This is a genomic window from Thioalkalivibrio sp. AKL12 (assembly GCF_000377925.1).
GTDB lineage: Bacteria > Pseudomonadota > Gammaproteobacteria > Ectothiorhodospirales > Ectothiorhodospiraceae > Thioalkalivibrio > Thioalkalivibrio versutus.
Genome location: NZ_KB898893.1, coordinates 1 through 24,819 on the forward strand (window position 1 = coordinate 1; position 24,819 = coordinate 24,819).

Annotated in this window: 26 protein-coding genes; 17 read left to right on the plus strand and 9 right to left on the minus strand. The window is 65.2% G+C overall.

Features of this window, described 5'->3' with window-relative positions:
* The 5 genes from D579_RS0104740 to D579_RS0104760 all read left to right on the plus strand — a co-directional run.
* Nucleotides 1-249 (plus strand): integrase core domain-containing protein (locus tag D579_RS0104740; RefSeq protein ID WP_018951261.1); only part of this gene is annotated, 249 nt, incomplete at its 5' end.
* The gene (gene modC, locus D579_RS0104745) at nt 236-1,369 is read left to right on the plus strand and encodes a molybdenum ABC transporter ATP-binding protein (RefSeq protein WP_038050219.1); all 1,134 of its coding nucleotides are present in this window, start codon (nt 236-238) and stop codon (nt 1,367-1,369) included. The genes D579_RS0104740 and modC, both read left to right, overlap by 14 nt.
* Nucleotides 1,370-1,536: 167 nt before the next feature.
* Nucleotides 1,537-3,333, plus strand: coding sequence for an SLC13 family permease (locus D579_RS0104750; protein WP_038050228.1), 1,797 nt, complete (start codon nt 1,537-1,539; stop codon nt 3,331-3,333).
* Nucleotides 3,334-3,590: 257 nt separating this feature from the next.
* A complete protein-coding gene (locus D579_RS0104755) occupies nt 3,591-4,697 on the plus strand; it encodes a tetratricopeptide repeat protein (RefSeq protein WP_018951264.1) in 1,107 nt (368 codons plus the stop codon).
* Nucleotides 4,698-5,022: 325 nt separating this feature from the next.
* Nucleotides 5,023-5,460 carry a GreA/GreB family elongation factor gene (locus D579_RS0104760; RefSeq protein WP_026289441.1) on the plus strand — a complete coding sequence of 146 codons (438 nt, stop codon included), beginning with the start codon at nt 5,023-5,025 and terminating at the stop codon, nt 5,458-5,460.
* 413 nt (nt 5,461-5,873) lie between these two features.
* On the opposite strand, the gene D579_RS0104765 is transcribed toward D579_RS0104760, so the two are convergent.
* Nucleotides 5,874-6,521 (minus strand): HD domain-containing protein, encoded by a 648-nt coding sequence (locus D579_RS0104765; protein WP_018176429.1) that lies wholly within the window; start codon nt 6,519-6,521, stop codon nt 5,874-5,876.
* 476 nt (nt 6,522-6,997) lie between these two features.
* Here D579_RS0104765 and D579_RS0104770 point away from each other — a divergent pair, with 476 nt between their 5' ends.
* Together D579_RS0104770 and pyk are read left to right on the plus strand one after the other, a co-directional pair.
* Nucleotides 6,998-7,582, plus strand: coding sequence for an ion transporter (locus tag D579_RS0104770; protein ID WP_018176430.1), 585 nt, complete (start codon nt 6,998-7,000; stop codon nt 7,580-7,582).
* A 294-nt stretch (nt 7,583-7,876) separates the two neighbouring features.
* Nucleotides 7,877-9,340 carry a pyruvate kinase gene (gene pyk, locus D579_RS0104775; protein WP_018951266.1) on the plus strand — a complete coding sequence of 488 codons (1,464 nt, stop codon included), beginning with the start codon at nt 7,877-7,879 and terminating at the stop codon, nt 9,338-9,340.
* A gap of 86 nt (nt 9,341-9,426) precedes the next feature.
* On the opposite strand, the gene D579_RS0104780 is transcribed toward pyk, so the two are convergent.
* Together D579_RS0104780 and D579_RS0104785 are read right to left on the minus strand one after the other, a co-directional pair.
* Nucleotides 9,427-10,356: a hypothetical protein gene (locus D579_RS0104780; RefSeq protein WP_018951267.1), complete on the minus strand. Its 930-nt coding sequence runs from the start codon at nt 10,354-10,356 to the stop codon at nt 9,427-9,429.
* A gap of 165 nt (nt 10,357-10,521) precedes the next feature.
* Nucleotides 10,522-10,941 carry a rhodanese-like domain-containing protein gene (locus tag D579_RS0104785; protein WP_018951268.1) on the minus strand — a complete coding sequence of 140 codons (420 nt, stop codon included), beginning with the start codon at nt 10,939-10,941 and terminating at the stop codon, nt 10,522-10,524.
* A 236-nt stretch (nt 10,942-11,177) separates the two neighbouring features.
* Here D579_RS0104785 and D579_RS0104790 point away from each other — a divergent pair, with 236 nt between their 5' ends.
* The 5 genes from D579_RS0104790 (at nt 11,178) to D579_RS0104810 (ending at nt 15,632) form a co-directional block, all read left to right on the plus strand.
* Nucleotides 11,178-11,807: an alternative oxidase gene (locus D579_RS0104790; protein WP_018951269.1), complete on the plus strand. Its 630-nt coding sequence runs from the start codon at nt 11,178-11,180 to the stop codon at nt 11,805-11,807.
* 69 nt (nt 11,808-11,876) lie between these two features.
* Nucleotides 11,877-12,509: a hypothetical protein gene (locus tag D579_RS0104795; RefSeq protein ID WP_018169341.1), complete on the plus strand. Its 633-nt coding sequence runs from the start codon at nt 11,877-11,879 to the stop codon at nt 12,507-12,509.
* 264 nt (nt 12,510-12,773) lie between these two features.
* Nucleotides 12,774-14,408 (plus strand): methyl-accepting chemotaxis protein, encoded by a 1,635-nt coding sequence (locus D579_RS0104800; protein WP_018951270.1) that lies wholly within the window; start codon nt 12,774-12,776, stop codon nt 14,406-14,408.
* Between the two features lie 347 nt (nt 14,409-14,755).
* Complete coding sequence (locus D579_RS0104805; RefSeq protein WP_018176434.1) at nt 14,756-15,190, plus strand: DsrE family protein; 435 nt, start codon at nt 14,756-14,758, stop codon at nt 15,188-15,190.
* A 172-nt stretch (nt 15,191-15,362) separates the two neighbouring features.
* Nucleotides 15,363-15,632 carry a hypothetical protein gene (locus tag D579_RS0104810; protein WP_018951271.1) on the plus strand — a complete coding sequence of 90 codons (270 nt, stop codon included), beginning with the start codon at nt 15,363-15,365 and terminating at the stop codon, nt 15,630-15,632.
* Nucleotides 15,633-15,670: 38 nt separating this feature from the next.
* On the opposite strand, the gene D579_RS0104815 is transcribed toward D579_RS0104810, so the two are convergent.
* A complete protein-coding gene (locus tag D579_RS0104815) occupies nt 15,671-16,288 on the minus strand; it encodes a class I SAM-dependent methyltransferase (protein ID WP_018951272.1) in 618 nt (205 codons plus the stop codon).
* A 109-nt stretch (nt 16,289-16,397) separates the two neighbouring features.
* Here D579_RS0104815 and D579_RS0104820 point away from each other — a divergent pair, with 109 nt between their 5' ends.
* Together D579_RS0104820 and D579_RS0104825 are read left to right on the plus strand one after the other, a co-directional pair.
* A complete protein-coding gene (locus tag D579_RS0104820; protein ID WP_018176437.1) occupies nt 16,398-16,700 on the plus strand; it encodes a DUF3817 domain-containing protein in 303 nt (100 codons plus the stop codon).
* A 262-nt stretch (nt 16,701-16,962) separates the two neighbouring features.
* The gene (locus D579_RS0104825) at nt 16,963-17,310 is read left to right on the plus strand and encodes an antibiotic biosynthesis monooxygenase (RefSeq protein ID WP_018951273.1); all 348 of its coding nucleotides are present in this window, start codon (nt 16,963-16,965) and stop codon (nt 17,308-17,310) included.
* A 161-nt stretch (nt 17,311-17,471) separates the two neighbouring features.
* On the opposite strand, the gene D579_RS0104830 is transcribed toward D579_RS0104825, so the two are convergent.
* Nucleotides 17,472-18,965 carry a plastocyanin/azurin family copper-binding protein gene (locus D579_RS0104830; RefSeq protein ID WP_018951274.1) on the minus strand — a complete coding sequence of 498 codons (1,494 nt, stop codon included), beginning with the start codon at nt 18,963-18,965 and terminating at the stop codon, nt 17,472-17,474.
* Between the two features lie 227 nt (nt 18,966-19,192).
* On the opposite strand from D579_RS0104830, the gene mscL reads away from it, so the two are divergent.
* Genes mscL through D579_RS0104845 form a run of 3 tightly spaced genes read left to right on the plus strand, consistent with a single transcriptional unit; the run spans nt 19,193 to nt 21,403 of the window.
* Nucleotides 19,193-19,615 carry a large-conductance mechanosensitive channel protein MscL gene (mscL, locus tag D579_RS0104835; RefSeq protein ID WP_018937926.1) on the plus strand — a complete coding sequence of 141 codons (423 nt, stop codon included), beginning with the start codon at nt 19,193-19,195 and terminating at the stop codon, nt 19,613-19,615.
* Nucleotides 19,616-19,670: 55 nt separating this feature from the next.
* Complete coding sequence (locus D579_RS0104840) at nt 19,671-20,639, plus strand: daunorubicin resistance protein DrrA family ABC transporter ATP-binding protein (protein WP_018951275.1); 969 nt, start codon at nt 19,671-19,673, stop codon at nt 20,637-20,639.
* Complete coding sequence (locus D579_RS0104845; protein WP_018951276.1) at nt 20,636-21,403, plus strand: ABC transporter permease; 768 nt, start codon at nt 20,636-20,638, stop codon at nt 21,401-21,403. The genes D579_RS0104840 and D579_RS0104845 overlap by 4 nt, the downstream gene beginning before the upstream one ends.
* Before the next feature lie 142 nt (nt 21,404-21,545).
* On the opposite strand, the gene D579_RS0104850 is transcribed toward D579_RS0104845, so the two are convergent.
* The 4 genes from D579_RS0104850 to D579_RS0104865 form a co-directional block, all read right to left on the minus strand.
* A complete protein-coding gene (locus D579_RS0104850) occupies nt 21,546-22,586 on the minus strand; it encodes a GGDEF domain-containing protein (RefSeq protein ID WP_018951277.1) in 1,041 nt (346 codons plus the stop codon).
* Nucleotides 22,587-22,970: 384 nt separating this feature from the next.
* A complete protein-coding gene (locus D579_RS0104855; protein ID WP_026289443.1) occupies nt 22,971-23,471 on the minus strand; it encodes a DsrE family protein in 501 nt (166 codons plus the stop codon).
* Nucleotides 23,472-23,541: 70 nt separating this feature from the next.
* A complete protein-coding gene (locus D579_RS0104860; RefSeq protein WP_018937931.1) occupies nt 23,542-24,033 on the minus strand; it encodes a DsrE family protein in 492 nt (163 codons plus the stop codon).
* 12 nt (nt 24,034-24,045) lie between these two features.
* The gene (locus tag D579_RS0104865) at nt 24,046-24,675 is read right to left on the minus strand and encodes a TetR/AcrR family transcriptional regulator (protein WP_026287925.1); all 630 of its coding nucleotides are present in this window, start codon (nt 24,673-24,675) and stop codon (nt 24,046-24,048) included.
* Nucleotides 24,676-24,819 lie beyond the last annotated feature (144 nt).

Consider the following 24,819-nt stretch of genomic DNA (forward strand, 5'->3'; position numbering starts at 1 on the left):
GTGGAACTGAGCTTCATCCAGCCGGGCAAACCGATGCAGAACGGCTTCATCGAACGGTTCAACGGCAGCTACCGCCGCGGGGTCCTGGACCTCTACGTCTTCCGAACGCTGACCGAAGTCCGGGAACACACCGAGCAGTGGCTGCAGGACTACAACGAAACCATCCCTCACGACGCGCTGGGGGACCTGACGCCGGTCGAATACCGGCAGTTACACACCCCGGAAACCTCTAGTTATGCGTGGACCTAATCCGGGGAAGTCGACAAACCGACCCACAAGCGAAACCTTGCGCATCAAGGCGCGCCTCGAACGCGCGGGCTTCGCACTGGACGTCGACACCGCCTTCCCGCTGGAGGGCGTCACCGCCCTGTTCGGCCGCTCCGGCTGCGGCAAGACCACCCTCCTCCGCATCATCGCCGGCCTAGAGCATCCGCCCGGCGCCGAGGTGCACTTCGGCGGCACCGTCTGGCAGTCCGGCAAGACCTTCGTGCCGTTGCATCGCCGCCGCGTCGGCCTGGTGTTCCAGGAATCGACCCTGCTCCCGCACCTCTCCGTGCGCGGCAACCTGCTCTACGGCTACAAGCGCACGCCAGAACCCCTACGCCGCCTGCACCTGGACGAGGTCGCCGACCTGCTCGGCATCTACGAACTGCTGGACCGCCGCGCCGACCAGCTCTCCGGCGGCCAGCGCCAGCGCGTGGCGCTGGGCCGGGCCCTGCTCATCAGCCCCGACCTGCTACTGCTCGACGAGCCGTTGAATGCGCTGGACACCCAGACCAAACGCGAGATCATGCCCTTCCTCGCGCGCCTGTCCGACAGGACCGGCATCCCCACGCTGCTGGTGACCCACACCCCGGAAGAAGTCGAACGCCTCGCCCACCGCGTCGCCTTCATGCACGACGGCCAACTCGAACGCCTGGAACCCCTGCGCGACGCCCTCGCCCGCGCCGACTCCCCCCTGTTCCGCGAAGAAGGCGCCGTCTCCGTCCTCCAGGGCGAACTCGGCCCGCCCGACCAACACGGCCTGCACCCCTTCGGCCCCCCGGACGCACGCTATCGCGTCCCCGCTACCCCCGGCTCTACCAACCGCGCCGGAAGCCAGGCCCGCCTGCGCATCGACGCCCGCGACGTCTCCATCGCCCTGTCCCCACCCGAGGATATCTCCATCCTCAACATCATCCCCGTCACCATCGAGGCCCTGGACGAGGCCCCCGGCCATCATGGCCTCGCCCGCATCCTCGCCACCTGCCGCCAGGACGACGGCCAGACCCTGATGGCCGAACTCACCCAGCTCTCCACCGAACGCCTCGGCCTGAAGCCCGGCATCCGCGCCCACGCCTTGGTCAAGTCGGCAGCCTTCCTGGATTGACTCTCTCCGGATGTGCTGCGCCCCGGGTAACCGAGCGGTGTCGGCGACTGGAGACAACGACAGACCAGGCGCACGCCGACCGCCATGAGCGATGCAATCGGGGGATGAAGGCCTTACATTGATTGCAGACGGTAGCCAGGGATCCGGGTGTGACGACCGAGCAGTGGATGATCTTTGGGGTGTTGACGGCAACCCTGGCGTTGTTCGTGTGGAACCGCTGGCGTTACGACATCGTCGCCATTGCGGCGCTGCTGACTGCGGCGTTCCTGGGGCTGGTCCCGTTCGGCGAGATGTTCTCCGGATTCGGTCATCCGGCGGTGATTACGGTCGCGGCGGTCCTGGTACTGAGCCGAGGGCTGCTGAATGCGGGCGTGGTGGACGCAGTGGCGCGGCAACTCACCCGGGTGGGGGAACGCCCCTGGGTGCAGGTGACCGCGCTGACCGTGATTGTCGCCCTGGCCTCGGGGTTCATGAACAACGTGGGCGCGCTGGCCCTGTTGATGCCGGTGGCCGTGTGGATGGCGCGCCAGAGCGGCCGGTCACCCTCTTTCCTGCTGATGCCACTGGCGTTCGGGTCATTGCTTGGCGGGATGCTGACGATGATCGGCACGCCACCGAACATCATCATCGCAGGGTACCGCGCGGAGATTACGGGCGCGCCGTTCGCGATGTTCGACTTCATGCCGGTGGGATTGGGCGTCACCGCGGTCGGCGTGATCTTCATCGCCTTGATCGGCTGGCGCCTGATACCCCAGCGGGAACGCCCGGCCGCGACCGGCGAGCTGTTCGAGATCAGCGCCTACCTGACCGAGGTGCGGGTCACCGAGGAGAATCGCTATGTAGGGCACACCGTCTTTGAGCTGATGCGCGAACTGCAGGGGGAGGCCGAGGTGGTGGTGGTCGGTCTGGTGCGCGGAGAACGCCGCGAGCCGATGCCAGCCATCTATGAAGTACTGCGCGCGGGCGACATCCTGCTGGTCGAGGCGGACCCCGACAGCCTGAAGACGCTACTGGACGTGACGGGAATGGAGCTGGAGGCAAGGCTCGAAGAGGCACAGGAACAAGACGCGCAAAAAGGCCGCGGAGAGGGCCGCGATAGCCCCATGGGCGAACTGGCACTGGAGGAGGCCATCGTCACACCCACTTCGCGCCTGGTCGGTGCCACTGCCAGCGCCCTGGAACTGCGCCAGCGCTACGCACTGAACGTACTCGCGGTTGCACGTCAGGGGGTCCGGCTGCGCGAGCGGCTGGATCAGGTGCGCTTCCGGGCCGGGGACATCCTGCTGGTGCAGGGCGGCGAGAAGGAACTGCCCGCCGCGCTGAGCGAGCTCGGCTGCCTGCCGCTGGCCTCGCGCGGGCTGCGCATCACCCAGCCGCGCAAGGTGATCCTCGCCAGCAGCCTGTTTGCGCTGGCGCTGGGCGCGGTGGCGCTGGGCTGGGTACCGGCGGCGCCCGCGCTGGTCGGGGCCGCGGTGGCGATGGTGCTGGTCGGGCTGATCGGGCCGAGCGAGGTGTATCGCGGGATCGAGTGGCCGGTGATCGTACTGCTGGCGGCGCTGCTGCCGGTGGGTCGGGCGCTGGAGACGACCGGCGGCTCGCAGCTGATCGCCGATGGCCTGTTCGCGCTGGGCGAAGCCGCCTCCCCCGCCGTGATGCTGGCGTTGCTAATGGTCGTGGTGATGCTGCTGTCGAACGTGGTCAACAACGCCGCCGCGGCAGTGCTGGCGGCGCCGGTGGGGATCGCGCTGGCCCGGTCGATGGAGGCCGCCCCGGATCCGTTTCTGATGGCGGTCGCCGTGGGTGCGTCCTGCGCCTTCCTGACGCCGATCGGGCACCAGTCGAACACCCTGGTCATGGCCCCCGGTGGCTACGAATTCCGCGACTACTGGCGCATGGGACTGCCACTGTCGCTGATCGTCATCGTGACTGCCGTGCCGCTGATCCTGTGGATTTGGCCGCCCTAAAAGGTTGTAGAGGCTAGCGGGGCCAGCCACGCATGGCCCGTGCGGACCTCGACAAGGTACTGAGCATCGAGCGGTCGCTGCCGGATCGTAGTTCCCCAAGAGCCAAGGTCCGGGCTGGAGACGGGCCATGACCGAACGGCTCGGCCGGGCGAATGGGTGGCGAGCCGTGCAACCCCGACGATGTTCCGTGCTGTGCCTTGCGGTAGGCATCCGGGCCTGTATCCTCGGGCTGTCACCTGCCACCGAGCGCATCAGCCATGGACACGCCCATCTCATCCTCCAACCCCTTGCCCCCCGAAAGTCCGGGCGGCGCCGACCGCGAGGGTTTTTTCGCCTTCGAACGGGGCGACTACCAGGCCGCCCGGGACATCTGGGAGGGCCGCGCCGATGGTGGCTCGGCCTGGGCGCAGCTCGGCATGGGAATCCTCTACGCGGAGGGACTGGGGCTGGAGGCGGCCCCAGAGCGTGCACGCGAGTATTGGACACAGGCCGCGGAACAGGGGCTAAGCGATGCCAGCTTCAACCTGGGCGTGATGGCCGAAAAGGCAGATCCGGCGGATACCGAGATGGCCCGGCATTGGTATCGCCGCGCGGCCGAGTCAGGACACGTCGCGGCACAGAACAATCTGGCGGTTCTGCTGCTCAACCAGGGCGGCGACGCCGCCGCCACCGAAGCCGTCCAGTGGTGGAAACGCTCCGCGGAACGCGGCGATCCCGATGCCCTGAACAGCCTTGGGGTCGCCCACCAACAAGGCAGTGGCTGCGAGCGGGATCGAACCGCCGCAGCGGAGTACTACGCCCAGGCCGCCAGCGCGGGCCACCGGGACGCGGCCTTCAACCTTGCCCTCGCCCTGGAACAGGGCGATGGAGTGGACGCGGACCTGACCGCCGCTGTCCGCTGGTATCAGCAGGCGGCCGAGGCCGGGGACCCCGACGCCGCGGCGAAACTGGGGAATCTCTGCCGCGATGGCAAGGGCACAAAGGAAGACATGGAAGCTGCTGCTCACTGGTACCGGGCGGCGGCCGAAGCGGGCCACCCCCAGGCCCAGGCCAACCTTGGAGTCCTGCTGGATCGAGGCCTGGGGGTACCCCGGGACCAGTCGGCGGCAGCGCGCTGGTATGAAGCCTCTGCCCGGCAGGGTCTGGCCCCGGCGCAGTACAACTTGGGCATCGTGCTGGCCGAGGGCCACGGTGTGGAGGTCGACTGGGTCGCCGCCTGGGTCTGGTTCGCGCGCGCCGCCGATCAGGGCCACAAGCCGGCGACCGAGGCGCGCGACTACATCCACCAGCAACTCACCCCGGAGCAACGCGCGGAGGCCGAGACGCGCAAGACCGAACCCTTCGGTCCGCCCATCACTCGATAGGCGAGCGCGCACGCGCCGATCCCGCATCTTGCGCCTGGCGATGCGAGGCCACGGCACGGTTGTAACGAGAAGGACAGGGACAGGCACCATCCTGTTGAGCCGGGAACGCCGGACTCTTATACGCACACGATAACTGCCACTATTCGTGCGGATTTGCCTTTGTTGAGGGAGCTGTCTAGCATCCGGCTTTCGTAACGACAACCCCCGCAATACTCGGTCTGGAGTCCCAAACGCCATGAGAACTCTCGCTTAGGCCGGGCGCCGTTTCCTCGTTCGTGCGCCCGGCCAACCCCCTTCTTCTTGTTTCTGATCAGGAGATGCGACCGTGGCGCGCAACAACCCGTATTACCTTCGGCCAGCCGCCGATACCCGAACCCATCAATGGATCCGGAAGGACTACTGCCGGGCTATCGGCACCCCGATGGAACTCGCCTGCCTTCTCGAGAAGCTCGACGATGGAAGCCAAGCGGCAGCAACCCGCGGGGAGCCCATCGCCAGAGTAGGCTCCCGGGTACAACTACTGGATCTGCAAACCGAGGAGACGTTTGTCGTCGAACTCTGCGAGCCGGAAGACGCGAGACCCGAACAGGCGAAGATATCCATCCTGTCGCCGCTTGGCGCACGTTTGCTGGGGCTCCAACGGAACGGGACCGCCGAGGTCTCCCTCCTGCGGAGCCGGCTGCGGTTCATGGTGGTCAACATACTTCGCGCCGACGAGCGGACACCGCAACACCCGGATGAAGCCGATCCGGAAAAGGGCTGACAAGCGCGACGGGGTCGGACCACGACAAGAGCCTGAAATACTTTTGGTTATAGCGGTTTCCAGGCCCACAGATGGCCTTAAACGGACAATTTCAGGGACAAAAATGGCCAACTTGCTCGCAGACAGACGGCAATGCGGCATCTCCCGCTATGGCATGGGGTCACACCTTGCCTTTTGCCCCTGTGGTGAAGGCAGAGAATAAAGACCAGGTCTGACCCCTTCCATCCCGAAGCGCGCAAGGCCGAGCCTCCAGTTAGTTAGTCCATCACCCGTTCGGCACGAGCACCGCGAGTGTCCCCGGCGAGTGAGGCCAACGCTGCTGGGGACGGTGTAAGACTCGCGCTAGAACCAATCCGCCGCCGACCGCGATAATGGGGACCGGTTCCTGTTCCTGCGCGGTTCGGACTGTCGCTTCACCCGGCCGCAGCCGTGTCCTGGTTGCTGGATCCTTCCCGAATACCACGCCCCACTGCGACATCGTACCGGCGCAGGGGAGAGCGCCGTGCGAAGGGGCAGTTTCGACGCCAGTCGGCGTCCTTGTCCGCCATTTCCGGGTGCATGGCCGGTGTCAGATCCCGCAACTGGCGCCAGAGCAACGGGTCGCCGCCCTCCAGCACCTCCAGCCAGGCCGCCTTCTCGCGAACAAACACCGGGGTGAAGGCACGATCATGCATGAATACGGTACAGGCCAGATCGATCAGCTGGGCCAGTTTCACGGTCTTGGCCGGGGCCGTCGCCCGCGCCAGATGCGCCCGGTCGATCGCCTTGCGCTGGGCCCGGTTGCCGTCCTCCGGATGACTCACGTCGCTGATCATCACCACCATTTCTGCGACCTCCGCACCAAACAGCCGCTCCAGGGTCTCGGGTTTGACCCCGGTATCCCGAATAGTGTCCTGCAGCCAGACGGCCGCCCGCATGCACTCGGTGTGCTGCACCGAACGCAGCAGTTCCACAACCCGCGCCGGATGCACGATATAGGGCTCGCCGGTATACCGGCAGACGTGCTCGACGCGCGCATGCGCGGCAATGGCGAAGGAACGGGCGCGTTGTTCCAGCTGCATGGGTTGATCCGGAAGGGTGTGATGCCGGGTATTGTAGAGAAACCGAATCAGAAGGGCTCCACGTTACGGCGCCGGTCTCAGTCAAGTGCGTCACGCTATTGGGTGCGCGCATGGCATGGGGTCGACCTTGCCTGTTGCCCCTCCTTCCGATCATGGCGGAGCTAGTGGTACCCCCTCAGCCGGAAGAAGAGATCCCCATCTTCTTGCAGCCGGCCTTCACCGGCCCCAGCAATACGGGCTCCTGGCGTCAGCCGCGGCGCTCGCCCTGCTGGAAAAGGCCGGATTTTCCGCCGCAAAGAGCCGCAAAACCGTTCTGTTTGGCACCGTACCGACGCCAGCCTGACCTCGGCCTATGGTGGCGAACAGTCTGTGTTGATGACGAACGCGCCATGCAAAGGCACGAATCCCTGGCGTGACGTTATCCATTGCCATTCGTGCGCTGGAAGGCGGCCACTCAGGGTAGCGGGAGGGAGCCGGTGCGACTGAAGCTTGAATCGGCGCTTGAAGAATCGCTCAGCAATTACCTGACCGCTGCCGTCATCATTGCCGCCATACTGACCGCACCGCTGACGATCACTTACTGGTTAGACGTGGAACACCCCCTGATCACGGTCGCCGATTGGCTGATCTGGGCAGTGTTCGTGGTCGAGTATGCTTTTTACATGGCCATCTCGCATGACCGCTGGAAGACGACCAAAGAAAACTGGCTGTCGGTGTTGATTATCATCTTCTCCTTTCCACTGCTTCACGAGATACTCAAATCCACTCGCCTGATCCGACTTCTCCGCCCCCTGCCGCTGCTGCGACACACGGCCCTGCTCCGACAGATTGAACTGTTCCGCCTGGCCAGCGTCCGCAATGCCGGCAGCAGTGCCGCGATGACGGAGGCCAAGGAAAAGCTGGGTAAGGAACACTGGGCTGTCCGCTTCATCGTGCGGGTCGAGTACTATCGTTCACGCCTTGTTACGGGGCTGCTGAAACTCCTGCCATTCATAAAGTCCAGCACCATTCGCAAGCGACGTCAGGAGGAGCGCTCAAAGCGCGAAGACATGAACGAATAAATGGAAACCGCTCGATGGGTTGTGCTGTTATCTCGCTCATCCTTCTTGCTCCAGGACCAGGAATAAGAGGACACCCATGTTGTTCCGATGGTCCGAACGTTCGACTCAACGGGCCGCTATCACTGCTCCGACAGGGTTACGCCACGATTAAAGCGGACGCATCGCACTGAGGGTCGTCTACGAAGGCCGTCTACCGATTCCAGCGGCCGCACATGGACACGCCACGGACACGGCGACAGGTATCCGCGGCACGGTCTACCCTCCTAAGACACCGCCCGGATGAATAACCCGCCCATGCCGTTTCCCGCGCAGAAGACCAAGATCGTTGCCACCATTGGGCCCGCGTCCGATTCACCAGAGACGCTGCGGCGCATGATGCTGGCCGGGCTCGATGTAGCTCGGCTGAATTTCTCGCACGGCGATGCCGCCTACCATGCCGAGTTGATCGGTCGCATCCGCGACGTCGCGGATGCGACCGGCACCCGCGTCGCGATCCTCGGTGACCTTCCCGGTCCGAAGATGCGTATCGGCGAACTGGCGGAAGAGCCGATCGAACTGCACCCCGACCAGACCATCACCCTGACTACCGAGGACTGCATTGGCGATGCCTCGCGGGTCAGCGTGTCGTTCGCGAGCCTGCCGGAGGCGGTGCAGCCGGGCGATGCCCTGTTCCTGAACGATGGCTTCATCGAGCTGGAGGTGGTGACGGTCGAGCGCAGCGAAGTGATCTGCCGCGTGCATACCGGCGGCGAACTGCGCTCGCGCAAGGGCCTGAATCTGCCGGGCATCGATCTCGGCATCCGCGCCTTCACCACGGAAGACCACCAATGGCTGCGGTTTGCAGCGGAACACGGCGTGGATGCGGTCAGCCAGAGCTTCGTGGTCGACGGCGACGACATCCTTGCGGTGCGCAAGGCGGCAGAAGCACTGGACTACGCCCCCTTCATCATCGCCAAGATCGAGCGCGCCGCCGCGCTGGAGCAGCTCGACAGCATCCTCGAAGCCGCCGACGGCATCATGGTGGCACGCGGGGATCTCGGAGTGGAGATCCCGATCGCGCGCATTGCCCTCGCCCAGCGGCGCATCACCCGACGCGCCAACCAGCACAACCGCCCGGTGATCACCGCCACCCAGATGCTGGAGTCCATGGTCGCCTCGCGCCGCCCTACCCGCGCCGAGGCCACCGACGTCGCCAACGCCATCCTCGGCGGCACCGACTGCGTGATGCTTTCCGCCGAGTCGGCGATGGGGCTGTACCCGGTGGAGGCCGTGGCGATGCTGGCGGCCATTGCCCGCTCCATCGAACCGGAACGCGACGGCGGCATCGGCGCCGACGGCCCGGACGACCCTGACGAGGCAGGTCTTGACCGAGCCGTCGACCTCATCGCGCGCAGCGTACTGCACACCGCGCAGCGGCGCCTGCCACGGGTCACCCTGGCGCCTACGGCCAGTGGCGCCACCGCCCGGCGCATCGCGCGACTGCGCCTGCCCTGCTGGATCGCCGCCTTCACCCCGAACCCGGCCACCGCCCAGGGCCTGCAGTTTTCCTACGGTGTCCACCCCGTGGATGTCGCCGAGGACCGCGCCGACTGGAACGACTTCGCGCGCCAGTGGCTCACCGAGCACGGCATCGACGACGGCCTCGCCCTCCTCGTCCAGGGCCCCTCGGGACCCCATCCGACCGGCAACCACCGCCTGGAACTGCTCGAACTCGACCGCCCCCGCCAGGAATACACCAACGCACCGGAGCACCCCTGACCCACACCGCCATGCGGCCGAAGACGGAAGAACACGACACCCGCCTCCTATCCGAGCTGCAAGGACAGGGAGATTCGGGTAGCCCGTCAGTCCAGGGGCAGGATGCGCCGGCGGGGCGGTGGGGCATCCTGCAGCCTCTGCTGGTTCGCGTACTCGCGTTGCTTCTGCTCGAGGTAGGTCTCGCGGTCCAGCTCGCGTAGCTGGCGCGGGTATTCGTCGGTCAGGTCGAACCAGCGTTCCAGGCGGGCCAAAAGGAGCTCCTGAGCCGGCCGGTCGCGGACGTCGAGCCAGGCCTGCAGTGCAAGATAGAAACGCATGACGGTGCGCTCGATCATGCCTTCCAGGCCTCCGATGTATTGTGGCTCGCCGTTTTCGTAACCGACCACGGTGAAACCCACCCGCTCGCGCCCCCCGGTGGCGAGGTAGACGAGCGCGGCCAGCCGGGCAATCACCCCGAAGCGCAACGAATACTCGAGGTTGACGAGGGTCCCCGTGTCGTGCGGAACGACGTGGACGACGATGGAGTAATCCCGGGTTCCGTAGGGCCCACGATCGCCCTCCAGCTCGATCAGCAGCCAGTCCTCACCCATCTGGGCCGACCGCCTGACGAGCTCCACACGCTCTGCATACTCCGCCTGCTCGTAACGCGCACGGCCCACGTACAGGTGCAGCAAGGCATCCGCCCCCTCGCGGTAGACGCAGCTCTTGATGTTGATGTGCAGGACGGTGATTTCGCACCACGCCGAAAGCGCTTCCAGCTCACTGGCCACCAGGGCAAACGAATACGGCAGCCGGGCGTGCACCGCCCCCTCGACGACACCGCCCTGCACAGTGGAGGTAACGGCAATCGGCTCGCCCAGCGGTGATTCGGCAATGGCGGCCAGCCAGTCTTCGGCGCCATCCGCATGCGCCAGTAGAGGGCTTCCGACAAGCAGAGCCAACCCGACAAGCGCGACGATGTGCAGTCGGCAGCACCAGGATTGGTGGGCAAACGGAACGGCCGGCAGTCGCAGCATGGCAGCGCCCCTCTGTAGAATCACCCGGCCGGCGCCCATTGACGGTCATGACGGGGTCGGCCCCGGGTCAGGGCCCGAAACGGTGACCATTGAGGCGAAATCGCCCCCACTCACCTCCTTAGATAGCCCATATCCGCGATCAGCACGGGCGAACATGCCCATGGATCATGTGTCTCCCTTGCCGGTCCAGCCGCGGAAACCTTCCCGGACGGAAAGGCAGCGTGCATACCCGAGGTCCCGCAGGAGCTCTGCGGCACGCAGGCTGCGGCGGCCGCTGTTGCACAGGCACAGCAGGATCTGGTCCTGGGTGACGTGGTGGCGGTTGATCAGGGAGATGAAGTGCTGGAAATCCCGCTCGTCCGGCTCGTCCGCATCCAGCAGTTCCTGTTCCTCCTCGGACAGCTCGCGACCCAGCAACTGCTTCAGGCGGAACAGGGGCACAGGGACGGCACCTTCTACCGCGCCTTCCAGCTCCAGTTCAAAGGGCTGACGGATATCCAGCAACACGGCCAGGCCGATATCGACCAGTTCGCGCGCCGCGTTCACGCTGATCTCCAGCTGCGGCTTGCTCGTTTCGTTCGCCATGCGTTCTCCTTTGATGTTCGCCTCTCTCTGAGGCCGCCTTCTCGGCTCCCGGTTCCCCCGATTGCACCGCCCGATCCACAACCTCGACATTGGACCTCAGAAACCCAGTCCGGGCTTCTGTCATGCATGGGGTTTCACGCTCTGTGAAGCGGCCCCACGACATTTCAGACTGCGGGTTCTATGCTCCATGGACACCTGCCGCCAAAAACGGCGCGTTGATCAGCGTTGGGGGCAGCATGCCGAACGACCGCGACATCGACCTGAATTGTCATCACGAACCACGCGACTTCTCCGACCGCGTGGCACGCAGCTTCACCTCGCTGATGCGATTCTTCGCCGACACCTTCTTTGCCCGGCGCTACGGACACCGCGCCGTGGTCCTGGAGACGGTTGCGGGCGTCCCCGGCATGGTAGGCGCCACGCTGCAGCACCTGCGCTCGCTGCGGCGCATGGAGGATGACCACGGCTGGATCCGCACGCTGATGGACGAGGCCGAGAACGAGCGCATGCACCTGCTCACCTTCATCGAGATCACCTCGCCCAACTGGCTGGAGCGCTTCCTGATCATCCTGGCGCAGGGCTTCTTCTACACGTTGTTCTTTATGATCTACATCATCTCGTCGCGCACGGCGCACCGGATCGTAGGCTACTTTGAAGAGGAAGCGGTCGTCAGCTACACCGAGTACCTGGAGGAAGTGGAGTCCGGCGGGCTCGATAACGTCGCCGCGCCGGCACGCGCAATCCAGTACTGGAACCTTCCGGAAGATGCCCGCCTGTCCGACGTGATCCGCGCGGTACGCGCCGATGAGGCAGGCCACCGGGACGTTAACCACGGCTTCGCCGACCTGCTCGGCAAGAAAGACTGACCCGGGCGCTCTCCCGCGACCTGACGGGGCCGGTTTTCGGGCACTATCGTGTGGCCGTATGCGAACGACATGGAGACGGCCGTGAACGACGAGACAACCGGCGGGACCGAGGGCGCACTCCCCCTGCAGCGGCTGGCAGGATGGGGGCTGCGCGGTATCGCGGTCCTGACGGGCCTGGTCGGGCTACTGACATCGGTGACGCTCTGGACGCTGGCACAGGAAACGCCGCAGGTGCCCTGGCCGGTCGCATCCCTGGTGTTGCTGCAGGCCCTCTTTGCCGTTGCGGTGCTGGCCTGGGTCGTGCTCCTGTGGCGAAGGGCCCGCGCACTGGGCGCGCTGGAGACGCGGGACTATCCCGCCATCACCTGCGTTGTAGTCTGCACACGGCTGGTCGGCGAACTGCTAGCGATTGCCTTCGTGCTGCTCGCACTGGCGTTGTCGGTCATCTCCCTGACGGCGGTCGAGCCCTTTGCGGGCGTTGCGGTGGCCGCGTTCGGCCTTGAAGCCGAGCTGGTGGAACCGGCGAGCTGGGGACTGGCCATCCTGACGGCGATCCTGTGGCCCCTCGCCGGATTGTTCGCGGGCGGGATGGTCCTGTTCGGGGCCTACCTGTTCGCCGATGCCATGACAGCCATGCTGGAGTATGTGCGCGACGTGCGGCGCATCCGCGAAACCCTGTCGTCCGGACCGTCCGCGAGATGAAGTAGAACGCGAGACCTTCGCGACCTTCGGGTTCAAACCTTGCCTTTTGCTTCGTCAGTCGGCCCCGCAGAAAACGCCGCGGAACCCCCAGCAAATACACCGCCAACCGTGCAGGCCCGACACCCATTCGAACCGGCTGGCGGCGGACTCTAGCGGACGTCGCCACGGGTGACCCACCTCAAGGTTTGGCCGGCCAGGCCGTTTACTGTGGTCAAGGCCCGAGGTTGCGGGCTGCTCCCAATACTGGCCACACAAGGACCGCCCATGAATTTCCGCTCGCTCTCTGTTCGATCCAAGCTGGTCATCACCATCGTAGTACCCGTGGCCGCGCTCCTGCTGTTGGCGGCCCTGGCCGCACGCGGCACAGCCAACATCGAAGAGGGCGTGCAGAACATCTATCACGACCGCGTCGTGCCCCTGCAGCAGCTGAAGACCATCGCCGACAACTATGCGGTGCTGGTCATCGACGCGGTCAACAAGGCGGACGCCGGACGGATGACGGCGGAAGAGGCACTCGCCGACGTCCGCGAGGCACGAGAGGAGATCGCCGAGATCTGGGATGCCTACCTGGCCACGACCCTGACGCCCCGTGAGCAGGAACTGGCTGATGGTGCCCGCGGGTTGTTCCGCGCAGCCAACGCCCACCTGGACCGTCTGGAGGGGGCCCTGGGCGGGATGTCCGGTGATGTCCAGGGCGAGCTCGACGCCTTCAACGGTCCCCTGTACGACACCATCGATCCGATCAGCGACCAGATTACCCAGCTGGTCGACCTGCAGATCGATGTTGCCGGGACCGAGGCCGAGCGGGTATCGGCGTTCTACACCCAGGTTCTGGTGCGCAGCGGCGCGCTGATGCTGGTGGTCTTGATCATCGTCGTGGTCACCGGGGTGTGGACGTATCGCTCGGTGGCACTCCCGATCTCGCGGATGCGCGCGACACTCACGGAAATCGCCGAGCACCATGACCTCTCGCGCCGGGTCGACGTTCGCTCCGACGACGAGATCGGCGCCACTGCAGGCGCCCTGAACAGCATGCTCGACCAATTCCAGGACTCGATCCGCGAGTTGCGCACCCTGACGGACCAGATGGCCTCTGCCGCGGAACAGCTGTCCGCCGTCAGTACCCAGACCAACGGGAACATCGACCAGCAGCGCTCGCAGACCGAACAGGTCTCGACGGCGATGAACGAGATGGCCGCGACGGTGCAGGAGGTCGCGCGCAACGCCTCCGATGCCGCCTCCTCCAGCCAGGAAGCCGATCAGGAGTCCCGCGCGGGTGGCGAAGTGGTGCGCACGGTGGTTAGCGACATCGGACGCCTATCGGGCGAGGTCGCGACCATCGAGGAATCCGTGCGCAACCTGGACGAAAAGGGGCAGCAGATTGGCTCGGTGCTCGACGTCATTCGCGGCATTGCCGAGCAGACCAACCTCCTGGCCCTGAATGCGGCCATCGAGGCCGCCCGCGCCGGCGAACAGGGACGCGGCTTCGCCGTGGTCGCCGACGAGGTACGTACCCTCGCCTCGCGCACGCAGGACTCCACGGCGGATATCCAGGCGATGATCGAGTCGCTGCAGGCGGGTACCCGCAACGCCGTCACCGCGATGGGCCGCGGCCGCGAAATGGCCGAGGCCACCAGCAACGACGCCGAACGCGCCGGCGAGGCGCTGGAATCCATCGTCCAGGCGGTCGGCCGAATCAGCGACATGACCACACAGATCGCCAGCGCGGCGGAAGAACAAAACGCGGTGGCCGAAGAGATCAACCGGAACATCTACGCCATCAATGACATCACCGGCGATACCGCCAACGGGGCCCGCCAGACGGCCACCGCCAGCCAGGAGGTCGCGGACATCGCCTCGCGCGTACGCGACCTGGCCTCCGCCTACCGCATTGGCTGACCCCCACGCTTATAGGGCACCGTGAGCTCGGCTTCGGGTCCAGGGTTGCGACTTGCCAGGCGGATCGCCACCGCCTTGCAAGAAAGTACCCGAAGAAGCGGATCCGTCAGGAGCAGCCGCGCGATCCGAGCTTGCGATGCGAAAAATGGGGGCTCGTCACAGGGCCCCAGGAACTCCAGCCGCCGAACGCACTCCCAGATTTAAGTTGCCCGCGATGCCTCCACCCGACGAAGGTGGACCCATGCGGGGTGGCCCGACAAACGCGATCTAGACGCATTCTTTTGCATTTAGTATCAGCATACGATTATATTCTGGCATTCCACTTTAAGAACCGATCAGGAGCTTCCATGCGAGCCATCAAGACTCTAGCCGCTTCCGCCCTTCTCGCCCTCGCCGGTGCCGGCACAGTTGCGCAGGCGGATGAGCCCTCCAAGCTGTTCGTCAGCGTCACCTCGGCCGACGACCACACCCAGTTCATGTCCATGGTGTTGGCCAACCAGAGCATGCGTCAGGGTCAGGAGATCCGCGTCCTGCTGTGCGGCCCCGCCGCTACGATGGCGACCGAAGATTTTGAGGGGGCCACCATGCAGCCGGCCGACCGGAACGCGCAGCAGCTGATGATGAACCTGCTCAACAACGGCGCCACCGTTGAGACCTGCGCCATCTTCCTGCCGAACACGGACTACACCGAGGCCGACCTGCTTGACGGCATCACCCCGGCCGACCCGGAAGAAGTCGGTGCCTATATGGCCGATCCGAACGTGCGCTTCTTCTCGAACTGATCGCCCGCTTTCGATGCTGACGGGGCCCTCTTCGGAGGGCCTTTTCCGTTTGGACGGCCGGATTCCATTGCAGGCGGGCCCGGGTACACTGTTTGTTGTCTGGCGGAGCCCAGGCTCCGAGCCCGTCACGCATGGGACCGGGCCGTTCCAAACGAACCCCAGGGGGCCACTTATGAGGCTTTGGTCGAAGTGGAAGAAAGGCGGGGCACTGCTGGCCGATGTCCTGCAACGCCAAGGGATCGACCCGAAGGCGGCCGCGGCACAGGAGAGCTTCAAGCAGATCCTGGACGCTGCGGAGACGGGAGCGGATGAGCGCCTCAAGCGCGAGGCGCAGGACAACGCCCTGTCGAGGGACGAACGCAACACCCGCTGGGAGGCACTGTTTTTCGAGGAGATCCGCTCCCGGGCCAAGACCCATGCCGCGGAGGTCAAACGCCGCTGATCGCCGCGTCGGCACCGCTGAACGTGGAGCACTCGGGATCAGTCGTTCTTGCGGAACACGCACCAGTTGAACGACTGTTCGGTCTCGCCCGGGGTCACGTGGACCTCCCGCTGCGACTTCACCAGCGCGAAATCCGGGCCGAACGCGCCCTGCAGGGTCTCCGGGGAATGCCGTTGCACCGGCAGGCCGGAACATTTTTCCGGGCCGTCCAGCGCAAAGGTCCCGATTACGATATGCCCCCCCGGGCGAAGGGCATGCTGCATCTGCCTCGCGTATTGGGCGCGTTGATCCGGATCGGTCAGGAAGTGAAACACCGCGCGGTCATGCCAGACATCCAACGCGGCCTCCGGGAATGCGTGTTCCAGTACGTCCGCTTCCTGCCATGCGACCGCTGCGGCGCGCCCCCCGACCCGCTCGCGCGCCTTCTCGAGCGCCGCCCCGGACAGATCCAGCACCGTCAGGTTGCGATAGCCTTCAGCCAGCAGTTCGTCCACCAGGACCGAGGCACCGCCACCGATATCGACAATCGCGGCATCGGGGGCCGACGCCACCGCCCGAATCAGGGCTCGCGACATCCGCGCCTCCGCCTGATACCACCCCACGGCATCGGTGGCGCAGGTCTGGTAGACGTCTTCCCAGTGCGGCTTGGTGCTCATGCGGGTTCCTGGTTACCGGAGCAAAGGCTTCTCGTACCGGAAGGTTATCAGGCGTTCGGGCCCCGTGTGCTACCCTCCGCGCCGATTCCCATGCCGCCGGGCCAGCCCTATGAAATTCTTCCGCCTGATCAGCATTGTCGAGGGCATTTCCCTCGTCACCCTGCTCTTTGTCGCCATGCCGCTACGCACCTACGCGGATATGCCACTGGCGGTGACCTACGTGGGCTGGGTGCACGGCATCCTGTTCATCGTCTATGGCGCGACGTCGTTGATCGCCAGCCACCTGAGCGGGTGGCCAGTCTGGAAATGGCTGCTGGTCCTGTTCCTTGGGGTGGTGCCCTTCGGCTTTCTCTACGTCGACCACCTGATCCGGCGCGAAATCCCCAACGCAAGCGCGGCCAGGACAGCCTGACGCCGAATCATCACGGGCCACGACCCAGCCGCCTGCAGCCCCCGCTCGTCATCCCGGCCGGAGCGAAGCGCAGAGCCGGGATCTCCTACGTCAGCGACTCCCCCAGCGCCGGAGATCCCGGATCGCCGCGGCGCGGCGTCCGGGATGACGGCCCCAGGTGTGCCTCGATGAATCGGACTGGCCACTCGTCCCTTGAATGCCTTCCCCAGAACCGACGTTCGCGTGGTCTAATCGGCCCTTCATCCCCATACCAAAGCCCACCATGATCGCCGTAATCTTCGAAGTGGAACCACACGCCGAACGCAAACAGGACTACCTGGATGCGGCCGCGAGTCTGCGCGAACACCTGAAGGACATCGACGGATTCCTCTCCATCGAGCGTTTCGAGAGCCTGAGCCAGCCGGGCAAGGTGCTGTCACTGTCTTTCTGGCGGGATGAAGCCGCCGTTCGGGAATGGCGCAACCTGGAGGAACACCGCCAGGTGCAGGCGGCCGGCCGCGGCGGCATCTTCGCCGACTACCGCCTGCGCGTGGCCGAGGTCGTGCGCGACTACGGCATGCAGGACCGCGACCAGGCGCCGGACGACTCCCGCAGTGCCCACGGAGCCTGATCCTCGCCACCAACGCCCGTCACACGCGGCTCGATCGCGATCGAGCCGCGTCCAGCCGACCTGCCGAGTGTTCAGGAAACACTGATGGGCTGGCATTTTGTTACTGCACGCTGCAGCCCCCGTGCTCCGAGAGGGCCAGGATGGCCTGACGCAGCGCTGACCTACCCAGGATCGCGCACGATGATGCGGCCTTCCATGTACGGGTGCGGGGCACAGATGTAGTCATACGTGCCCGGCTCGGTCAGCGTGACGCTGTCGCTCTCGGCGTGGCCCAGCATCGCCGTGGCGAACGATTGCGGGCCGCGCATGGCGACGGCATTGTGCGCACCCGAGGTCTCCCCAAGACCATAAGTGAAGACATCCTCGTTCACCCAGGTGATCTTGGTGCCCGGCGCCACCTCGACCACCTTCGGGTAGAAGGAATTGCCCTTCATCTCGATCACGACCTCGTCCACATCCGCCCCGAACCGGACCGGACGATCCGCCCGGGCGGGTACCGGATTGGTGTCGGCGTCGGGAATGCCGAACGGCGCGAGGCCACGCCGGGCTTCACCGATCCGCTCCGCACGCTCTGCCGGCTCGTACGAGGGGCCTTCGGCCAGGATCTCGGAGGAGGTCTCCGCGTCCGCTCGGGCGTCCAGCAACCCGATGGCACCACGGCTGGTGGCCCCGACGCCATGATCCAGCATCGTGTAGACGCCTTCCTCCGGGGGAATGCGGAACTCGATCACCCAGGAGTCCGAGGGGCCCGCGGTTATCGTCTGCCCGCCGGGCCACTGTGCTTCCGGGTGCCCCTGCCAGTACACGTAGTCCCAGAGGATGCCCACAATATGGAAGGTGGACAGGAGGTTGGGGCCGACATTCAGGAAGTACATGCGCACGTAGTCGCCCGGACGGACCCGGATGGGGTTCTCCACGTAGCGGAACAGCTCGCCATTGAAGGCGGTGTAGCTGGCGTCGCCTTCCACCGCCTCCTTGCCGCTGGCGTACAGTTCGTGCTGCAACATGTACAGCTTCAGGTCCGGCTCCTGTCCCAGATCCGCCTCCAGCTGGTAGGACTTATCGCGCGGCTCGACCACGATCATCCCGTACTGGCCAAACATCACGTGCATCGGGATGGCATGACCACCCGGGGCACAGTGATACATGAACACGCCCGGCGTGGTTGCCCGGAAGGTGACCGACTTGGTCTGCCCGGGGAGGATGTTTCCCACGTGCTTCGACGTCTGGGTATAGGCGGCATGGATCGACGCCCCATGCATCACATCCCCGCTGTTTGTGATCTCCATGCGCACGATGTCGCCCTCGGTCACCCGCAAGGTTGGCCCGGGCAGTTTCCCGTCGATCAGGAAGCCGTCGTAGACCACGCCCTGCCCGATCGGCACCTGCCCCTCGTCCAGATCAATGCGGAACACATGATCGGGCTCGGCATCCGGATGCACATACCCGGTCGGCCGCGTCTCGAGCCCCTCGTCACGCTCGATGATCTCGATAAAGTCGCTGTCGCCGAACAGTTCGCTGAAATCCGGGCCCGCCGATGCCTGGGCCACTGAGGCGAAACACCACAACAGGACCACGGCAAACCCGACCGCGAAATGTCCACCCAGTGGGTTACGGCCAATGGCCGAAGGATATGCCGATTCTGCTCGTTTCATTGCCCCCTCTTCTGGATCGGCTCCACGACGCTCCGCTATAACCTTTATAGACTATGCATCTATTTACAGCGTCGCGCGGCACAATCACGCGCGTCAAGCGCAACGGCGCGGCACTCAAACTGACGTGCCCACCGCGCAAACTCCGGTCTCCCCCCTTCGCCCTGCCATGGCAACCGCCCCGGCGCTGGCCTATAGATCTAGCAGCATCCATCGACTGGTGAAGGGCAATGGGCATCGTGAACGAGTTCAAGCAGTTTGTGGCGCGCGGCAACGTGGTCGACATGGCCGTGGGTGTCATCATCGGGCTGGCGTTCGGCCAGATCGTGTCCTCACTGGTTTCCGATGTAGTGATGCCACCCATCGGCCTGCTGATCGGCGGGGTCGACTTTGGAGAACTCGCGATCGTGCTGCGCGAGGCAGAGAACGGCGTGGCGGCGGTCACGATCAATTACGGACTGTTCATCAAGCGCGTGGTGGACTTCCTGATTATCGCCGTGGTGGTATTCGCCGCCATCAAGGGGATCGCCCGCCTGCAGCGCAAGGAAGAGGCCAAGCCGGAGGAACCCGCGGCACCCAGCAACGAAGAGAAACTGTTGACGGAGATCCGCGACCTGTTGAAGGTGCGGCAAGGTGACTGGGGGACACGCTGAGGAACCGGTACGGCCAGACGGCGTCTCAGCAAGGGCATCGAACAGGGAGACGAGTTTGGACAACGCCATCGAAGTGGAAGGCCTGGTGCGCGACTTTGGCGGCACGCGGGCCGTGGACGGCGTGGATCTGCGGGTGCCGGCCGGCCACGTACTGGGCCTGCTGGGGCCAAACGGCGCCGGCAAGACAACCGTGGTGCGTATGCTCGCCACCCTGCTGACGCCCACCGCCGGGGTCGCCCGTGTAGGCGGCTTCGATGTGGCTCGCGACGGCGCTCGGGTGCGCGAGATCATCGGCCTGACCGGCCAGTACGCCTCGGTGGACGAGAAGCTGACCGGACGGGAGAACCTGATCCTGATCGGCCGCCTGCTGGGCCTGAAACGCCGTGACGCCAGGGCCCGCGCCGATGAATTGTTGCAGGATTTCGACCTGCGCGAGGCCGGCCAGCGCCCGGCCCAGACCTACTCCGGCGGGATGCGGCGCCGGCTGGATCTGGCCGCCAGCCTGGTCGGGCGCCCGCGCATCCTGTTCCTCGACGAGCCCTCCACTGGCCTCGACCCCCGGGCCCGCCGCGACCTGTGGGAGCGTGTCCGCCAACTGCAGACCGACGGCACAACCGTGCTGCTGACCACCCAGTACCTGGAGGAAGCCGACGCCCTGGCCGATGCCATCGTGGTACTGGACCACGGACGCGTGATCGCCGAAGGCACCGCCGCACAGCTGAAGGCCCGGGTCGGCGGACGCTCGCTGTTCCTGATGGTAGCCCGCGCGGAACAGGCCGCGGCGGCGGGCGAGCGGGTCGCCGCGATGGTGGGCACCCCGCCCCGTGTGGAGGGCGAAACGATCAGCGTACCGGTGTCGGACCCGGCCCTGCTGCCCGCATTGTTGCGAGAGCTGGACGCCGCCGGCATCGAGGTCGCGGAGCTGGGGCTGCGCGGCGCCAGTCTGGATGATGTGTTCCTGTCCCTGACCGGGCGCAGCGGGGCCAGCCGCGAAGAGTCGGGCAACGCGGAGGCCACGCCATGAAGGCCCTCGATCAGACCCTGGCGCTGGCCTGGCGCAGCCTGGTGCAGGTGCGGCGCAACCCCTGGGAGCTGGGCGACTACAGCATCCAGCCGATCCTGTTTCTGGTGCTGTTCCTGTTCGTATTCGGCGGGGCTATTGCCGGCTCGCCAGAGAACTACCTGGCGTTCGTGCTGCCAGGTGTGATCGTGATGAACATGCTGTTCGTTACCGTGTACGTGGGCCACGGCCTGAACACCGACCTGACCCGCGGCGTGTTCGACCGCTTTCGCGCCCTGCCCATCCCGCGCTGGGCGCCGCTGGCCGGGCGCATCCTGGCGGACGTGGTCAAGCAGCTGCTGTGCATTGCCCTGTTGCTGGTCGTCGGATTCCTGCTGGGCTTTCGCCTCGAGACTTCATGGGCCCATCTACTGGCGATGGTGGCGCTGGTGCTGACCTTTGCCGTGGCCTTTTCCTGGGTGATGGTGCTGGTCGGCGTCATCGCACGCGACCCGGAGCACGTGCAGCTGTTCGGCTTTACCGCGCTGTTCCCGGTCACCTTCGTCAGCTCGGCCTTCGTGCCGGTGGATACGATGCCCGTGTGGCTGCAGGGCTTCGTGCAGGCCAACCCGGTGTCGCTGCTGGCAGATGCCGCCCGCGGCCTGATGAACGCCGAGGGTCCGGCCCTTGAACCGGCCTTGTGGTCGCTCGCCTGGGCGCTGGCGATCGCGCTGGTCTTCGCACCGCTGTCGGTCTACGCGCTCAACCGCCGCCTCGCCCGCGGCTAGGGAAACCTGGGGCACCCCCGTACGCAGGAGACCATTGAATCGTATTTACCGGGGTCTCGCGGGTCGGGGGTACCGCCAGCGGCCGTTCCATCCGACCAAGCCGCCCGAGCCCCTAGTTGCGGGGCTGCACCGAGCGGCGTGGTCAGAACAGTTCGATCTCGCCCACGTCAATCCTGGAGGGCTTAATCATGCCTTCGGCGACCAGGCGGTCGTACATACAGACCCGGTTCTTGCCGTTTGCCTTGGCGTAATACAAGGCCTGATCGGCCTCGTCCAGTACGGCGCTGGCCGTCTTGTACGGGCGCAACTGGGTCACGCCGATGCTCGTTGTGACCCGGCCGACTCGCGGCACTACATAATCGGCAACCGCGTGCTGCAGCCGTTCGAAGGTGGCGGCGGCCCGGTCGGCACCGGCGATCTCGGCCAGCACCACGAACTCCTCCCCACCAAAACGATAGATCAGGTCGTTTTCGCGAAAGCTCTTCTGCAACAGCCGCGCGAGCAGAATTAGTACCTCGTCGCCATACACGTGACCGAAACCGTCGTTGATCTTCTTGAAGTCGTCGACATCGATCACACCCAGCCAGATCTGCGTTTCTTCCGGATCGGGCTCCCGGCGACGATCCTCCGCCAGCCCCGGCCGGTGGACACTACGTTCCAGGGTCGCGAGATCGCGAAAATTGTCGTCGAACGTCTTGCGGTTGAGCAGACCGGTCAGCTCATCGGTCTGGGCGTCATCAATCAGCTTGACGAAGTTGCGATACACCGAAAGGAAGCTCTTGACCAGGCGGGCATCCAGGGACTCGTCAGCATCGTCGTCATCGAATGAAAACACCAGGCAGATACTGAACTCGTTGAGCCCGGACATCGGAAAGACCGAGACCCGACGACCGGACACATCGGCCTCGGCAACCGGCTGACCGGTTGCCAACGCCTGCTCCAGCAACCCATCAGGGACCGGCTGGTCCTTGGGGTCGAACGGCACCGTCATCACGGCATCGTGCTTGCGATCAAAGGTATGCAGGCTGCGGGGCTGGCCTTCTGCATCGAGCTGAATCGCCCATATACGGGCACTTTCGTAGATGTCGTCCAGCGTCTTGAGCAGACTATATTCCAAGCGCTGGGCATTGCGTATGCCCGTCAGGTGGGCCAGCCCATCAAGCAGATCTCGACCGCTGGTCATGGCATTGATCTCGTCTCGTCGAAGGGGCCGCCACCGTCCCCGGTCGATCATCCGGGGCCGCCAACGGGGCGAAATCATCTCTACGTAGGGTGCCTTTCGGCATCACGCGGATGTCGGACCCTACCCCGCCTGCAAGGTTTCCCTGCGGGGCAACGCCAAACATTGGAGTTTTATGGTAATAGAAAACGGCGGAGTTCGAATGAACGGCGCCGATCCATACGGATAGAGACGCCATCCACCAGGAAGGCAATGATCAATCCACGCAGATTGGCGGCCATGTCAACGCCCCTTTGCAGGACAAAAAAATCGCCGCATCCCTGCGGCGACAAGACATGACCCGTGTGGGGTCGGCGGGAACCCAGGAAGACGCTGGTCAGCGTTTTCCTAGTAGACGGGGACCAGTGCGTAGCCCTGGTTCTGGTACCCCATGACGGCGATGAACCCACTGCGGACCTGCTGGATCGCGTCCAGCACCTTGTCGTTGTCCACCCCGTAGGCGCGGGTCGCAGCGGCGCAGACCTCCATCTTCACGCCCAGCTCATCGAGGCGGTCGACGGCCTTGGCGATCTCTTCCAGGGTGTCGCCGTGGTCGATAGCGATCTCGGGCTCGGGGTCGGTGGTGATGAACTTGACGGCCTCGGCGATGAAGACCATGCGCAGATCGGGCTCCACGCCCTCCTTGATGAGGTTCTCGTGGTTGGTGGCGATGCCACGCAAATAGGCGAGCATCACGTTCGGGTCGGACTTGCGCATGTCGTAGACCGCTCGCATGGTCTCGATGCCCTGGGTTGCCTCGCGGTTGTCCAGGCCCTCGGCGGTGGCCGTCGAGCCCAGCCCGAGCGGCAGCAGCAGGGCCACCAGCAGGATCACTATTCGGTTTCGCATGGATACTCCTCCTTTCGTGGTTTAGGTCCGGATCTCTCGTGCCCGGACTCGGTGCCTGAATCAATCGGACTCAGTAGATCGGGATGACCGCGTAACCCTGCGCCTGATAGCCGGTCAGGGAGACGAAGGTGTTGCGCACCGGTTCGATGCCGGGCAGCAGCTCGCCATGTTCGACCCCGAACAGGCGGGTGGCCACGGCACAGGACTCCATGCGAACGCCCTTCTCCTTCAACGCAGCCACGTGCTCCTCGATGGCGTCGAGGTGGTCGAACTCGGTCAGATCGAAGCGTTCGCGGTCCTCGGACACCATGGTCACGGCCCGCCCGCGAAACGCCAGAATCATATCCGGCTCGACACCTTGATCGGTCAGGTCTTCAAAGGTCTCGCGAATCACCATCAGGTACAGCGCCAGCATCTCCGGATCATTGTTATTCAGGTCGAACACCACCCGACCCTGCTCAACACCCTCCAGGGCCCGAGCATCGGTGGGAGCATCGGCCTGGACGCTCAAGGCAGACAGGGACAGGGCAAACAGCAGGAACAAGGAAGCGACGATTTTCATAGGGGACTCTCCTTAGGGGTGGAAGCGGGGTACGGGTTGTCCGGGGGGGGGCATGACGATGGCGCGCCAGGCGGCCTCCTGGGTCTCGGACAGGTAGTGCGGCAGGGGTCTCTCCAGAGCCCCGTCGAGGTGTAAATGCAGCAGGCGGATTGCGCCACCGAACGCGGCGGTGGCGGCTACGGGCACCTCCATCGGGCGAACGTCGCCGCTCTGAATGCCCCGCTCGATGCACTCGCGCATCCGCTGGAACGGTTGCGAAGAACACACCGGCGGCTCGTCCGGGAGAAACTCGCGGTGGCGCGCCTCCAGCACGAAACGCATGGCCTGGGGGGCCTCGATCGCGGCCTCGAACAGGAACGCGATGATTCCGTCGCAGCGCGCACGGCAGTCACTCTCGCGCCCCATCACTTCGGCCAGGCCGGCGTCCATGCGCTGCAGCAGGTCGTCGTACAGCGCCTTGGCCAGCGCCTCCTTGTTGCCGAAGTGGTGATAGATCGAGCCAATGGAGACCCCGGCCTGGCGACGGATGTCATGGATGGAGGTATTGAAATAGCCATCGCGACTGAACCGCTCCAGGGCGGTATCCAGCACGAGCTTGCGCAGTGCCGCACCGCGCACCGATTGCTTTGGGTTTTCCGTCATCATCACAACCGAACCGAACGTTCGTTCTAATCTAGCGCGAACATATGCGAAACGCCATACGCCGGCCACGAGACATCGCGGAAAAACGATCGAGCCCATGCGCTGCACAGGCCCGATCAATACCCTGGAGGGGGGCGGGCCGCG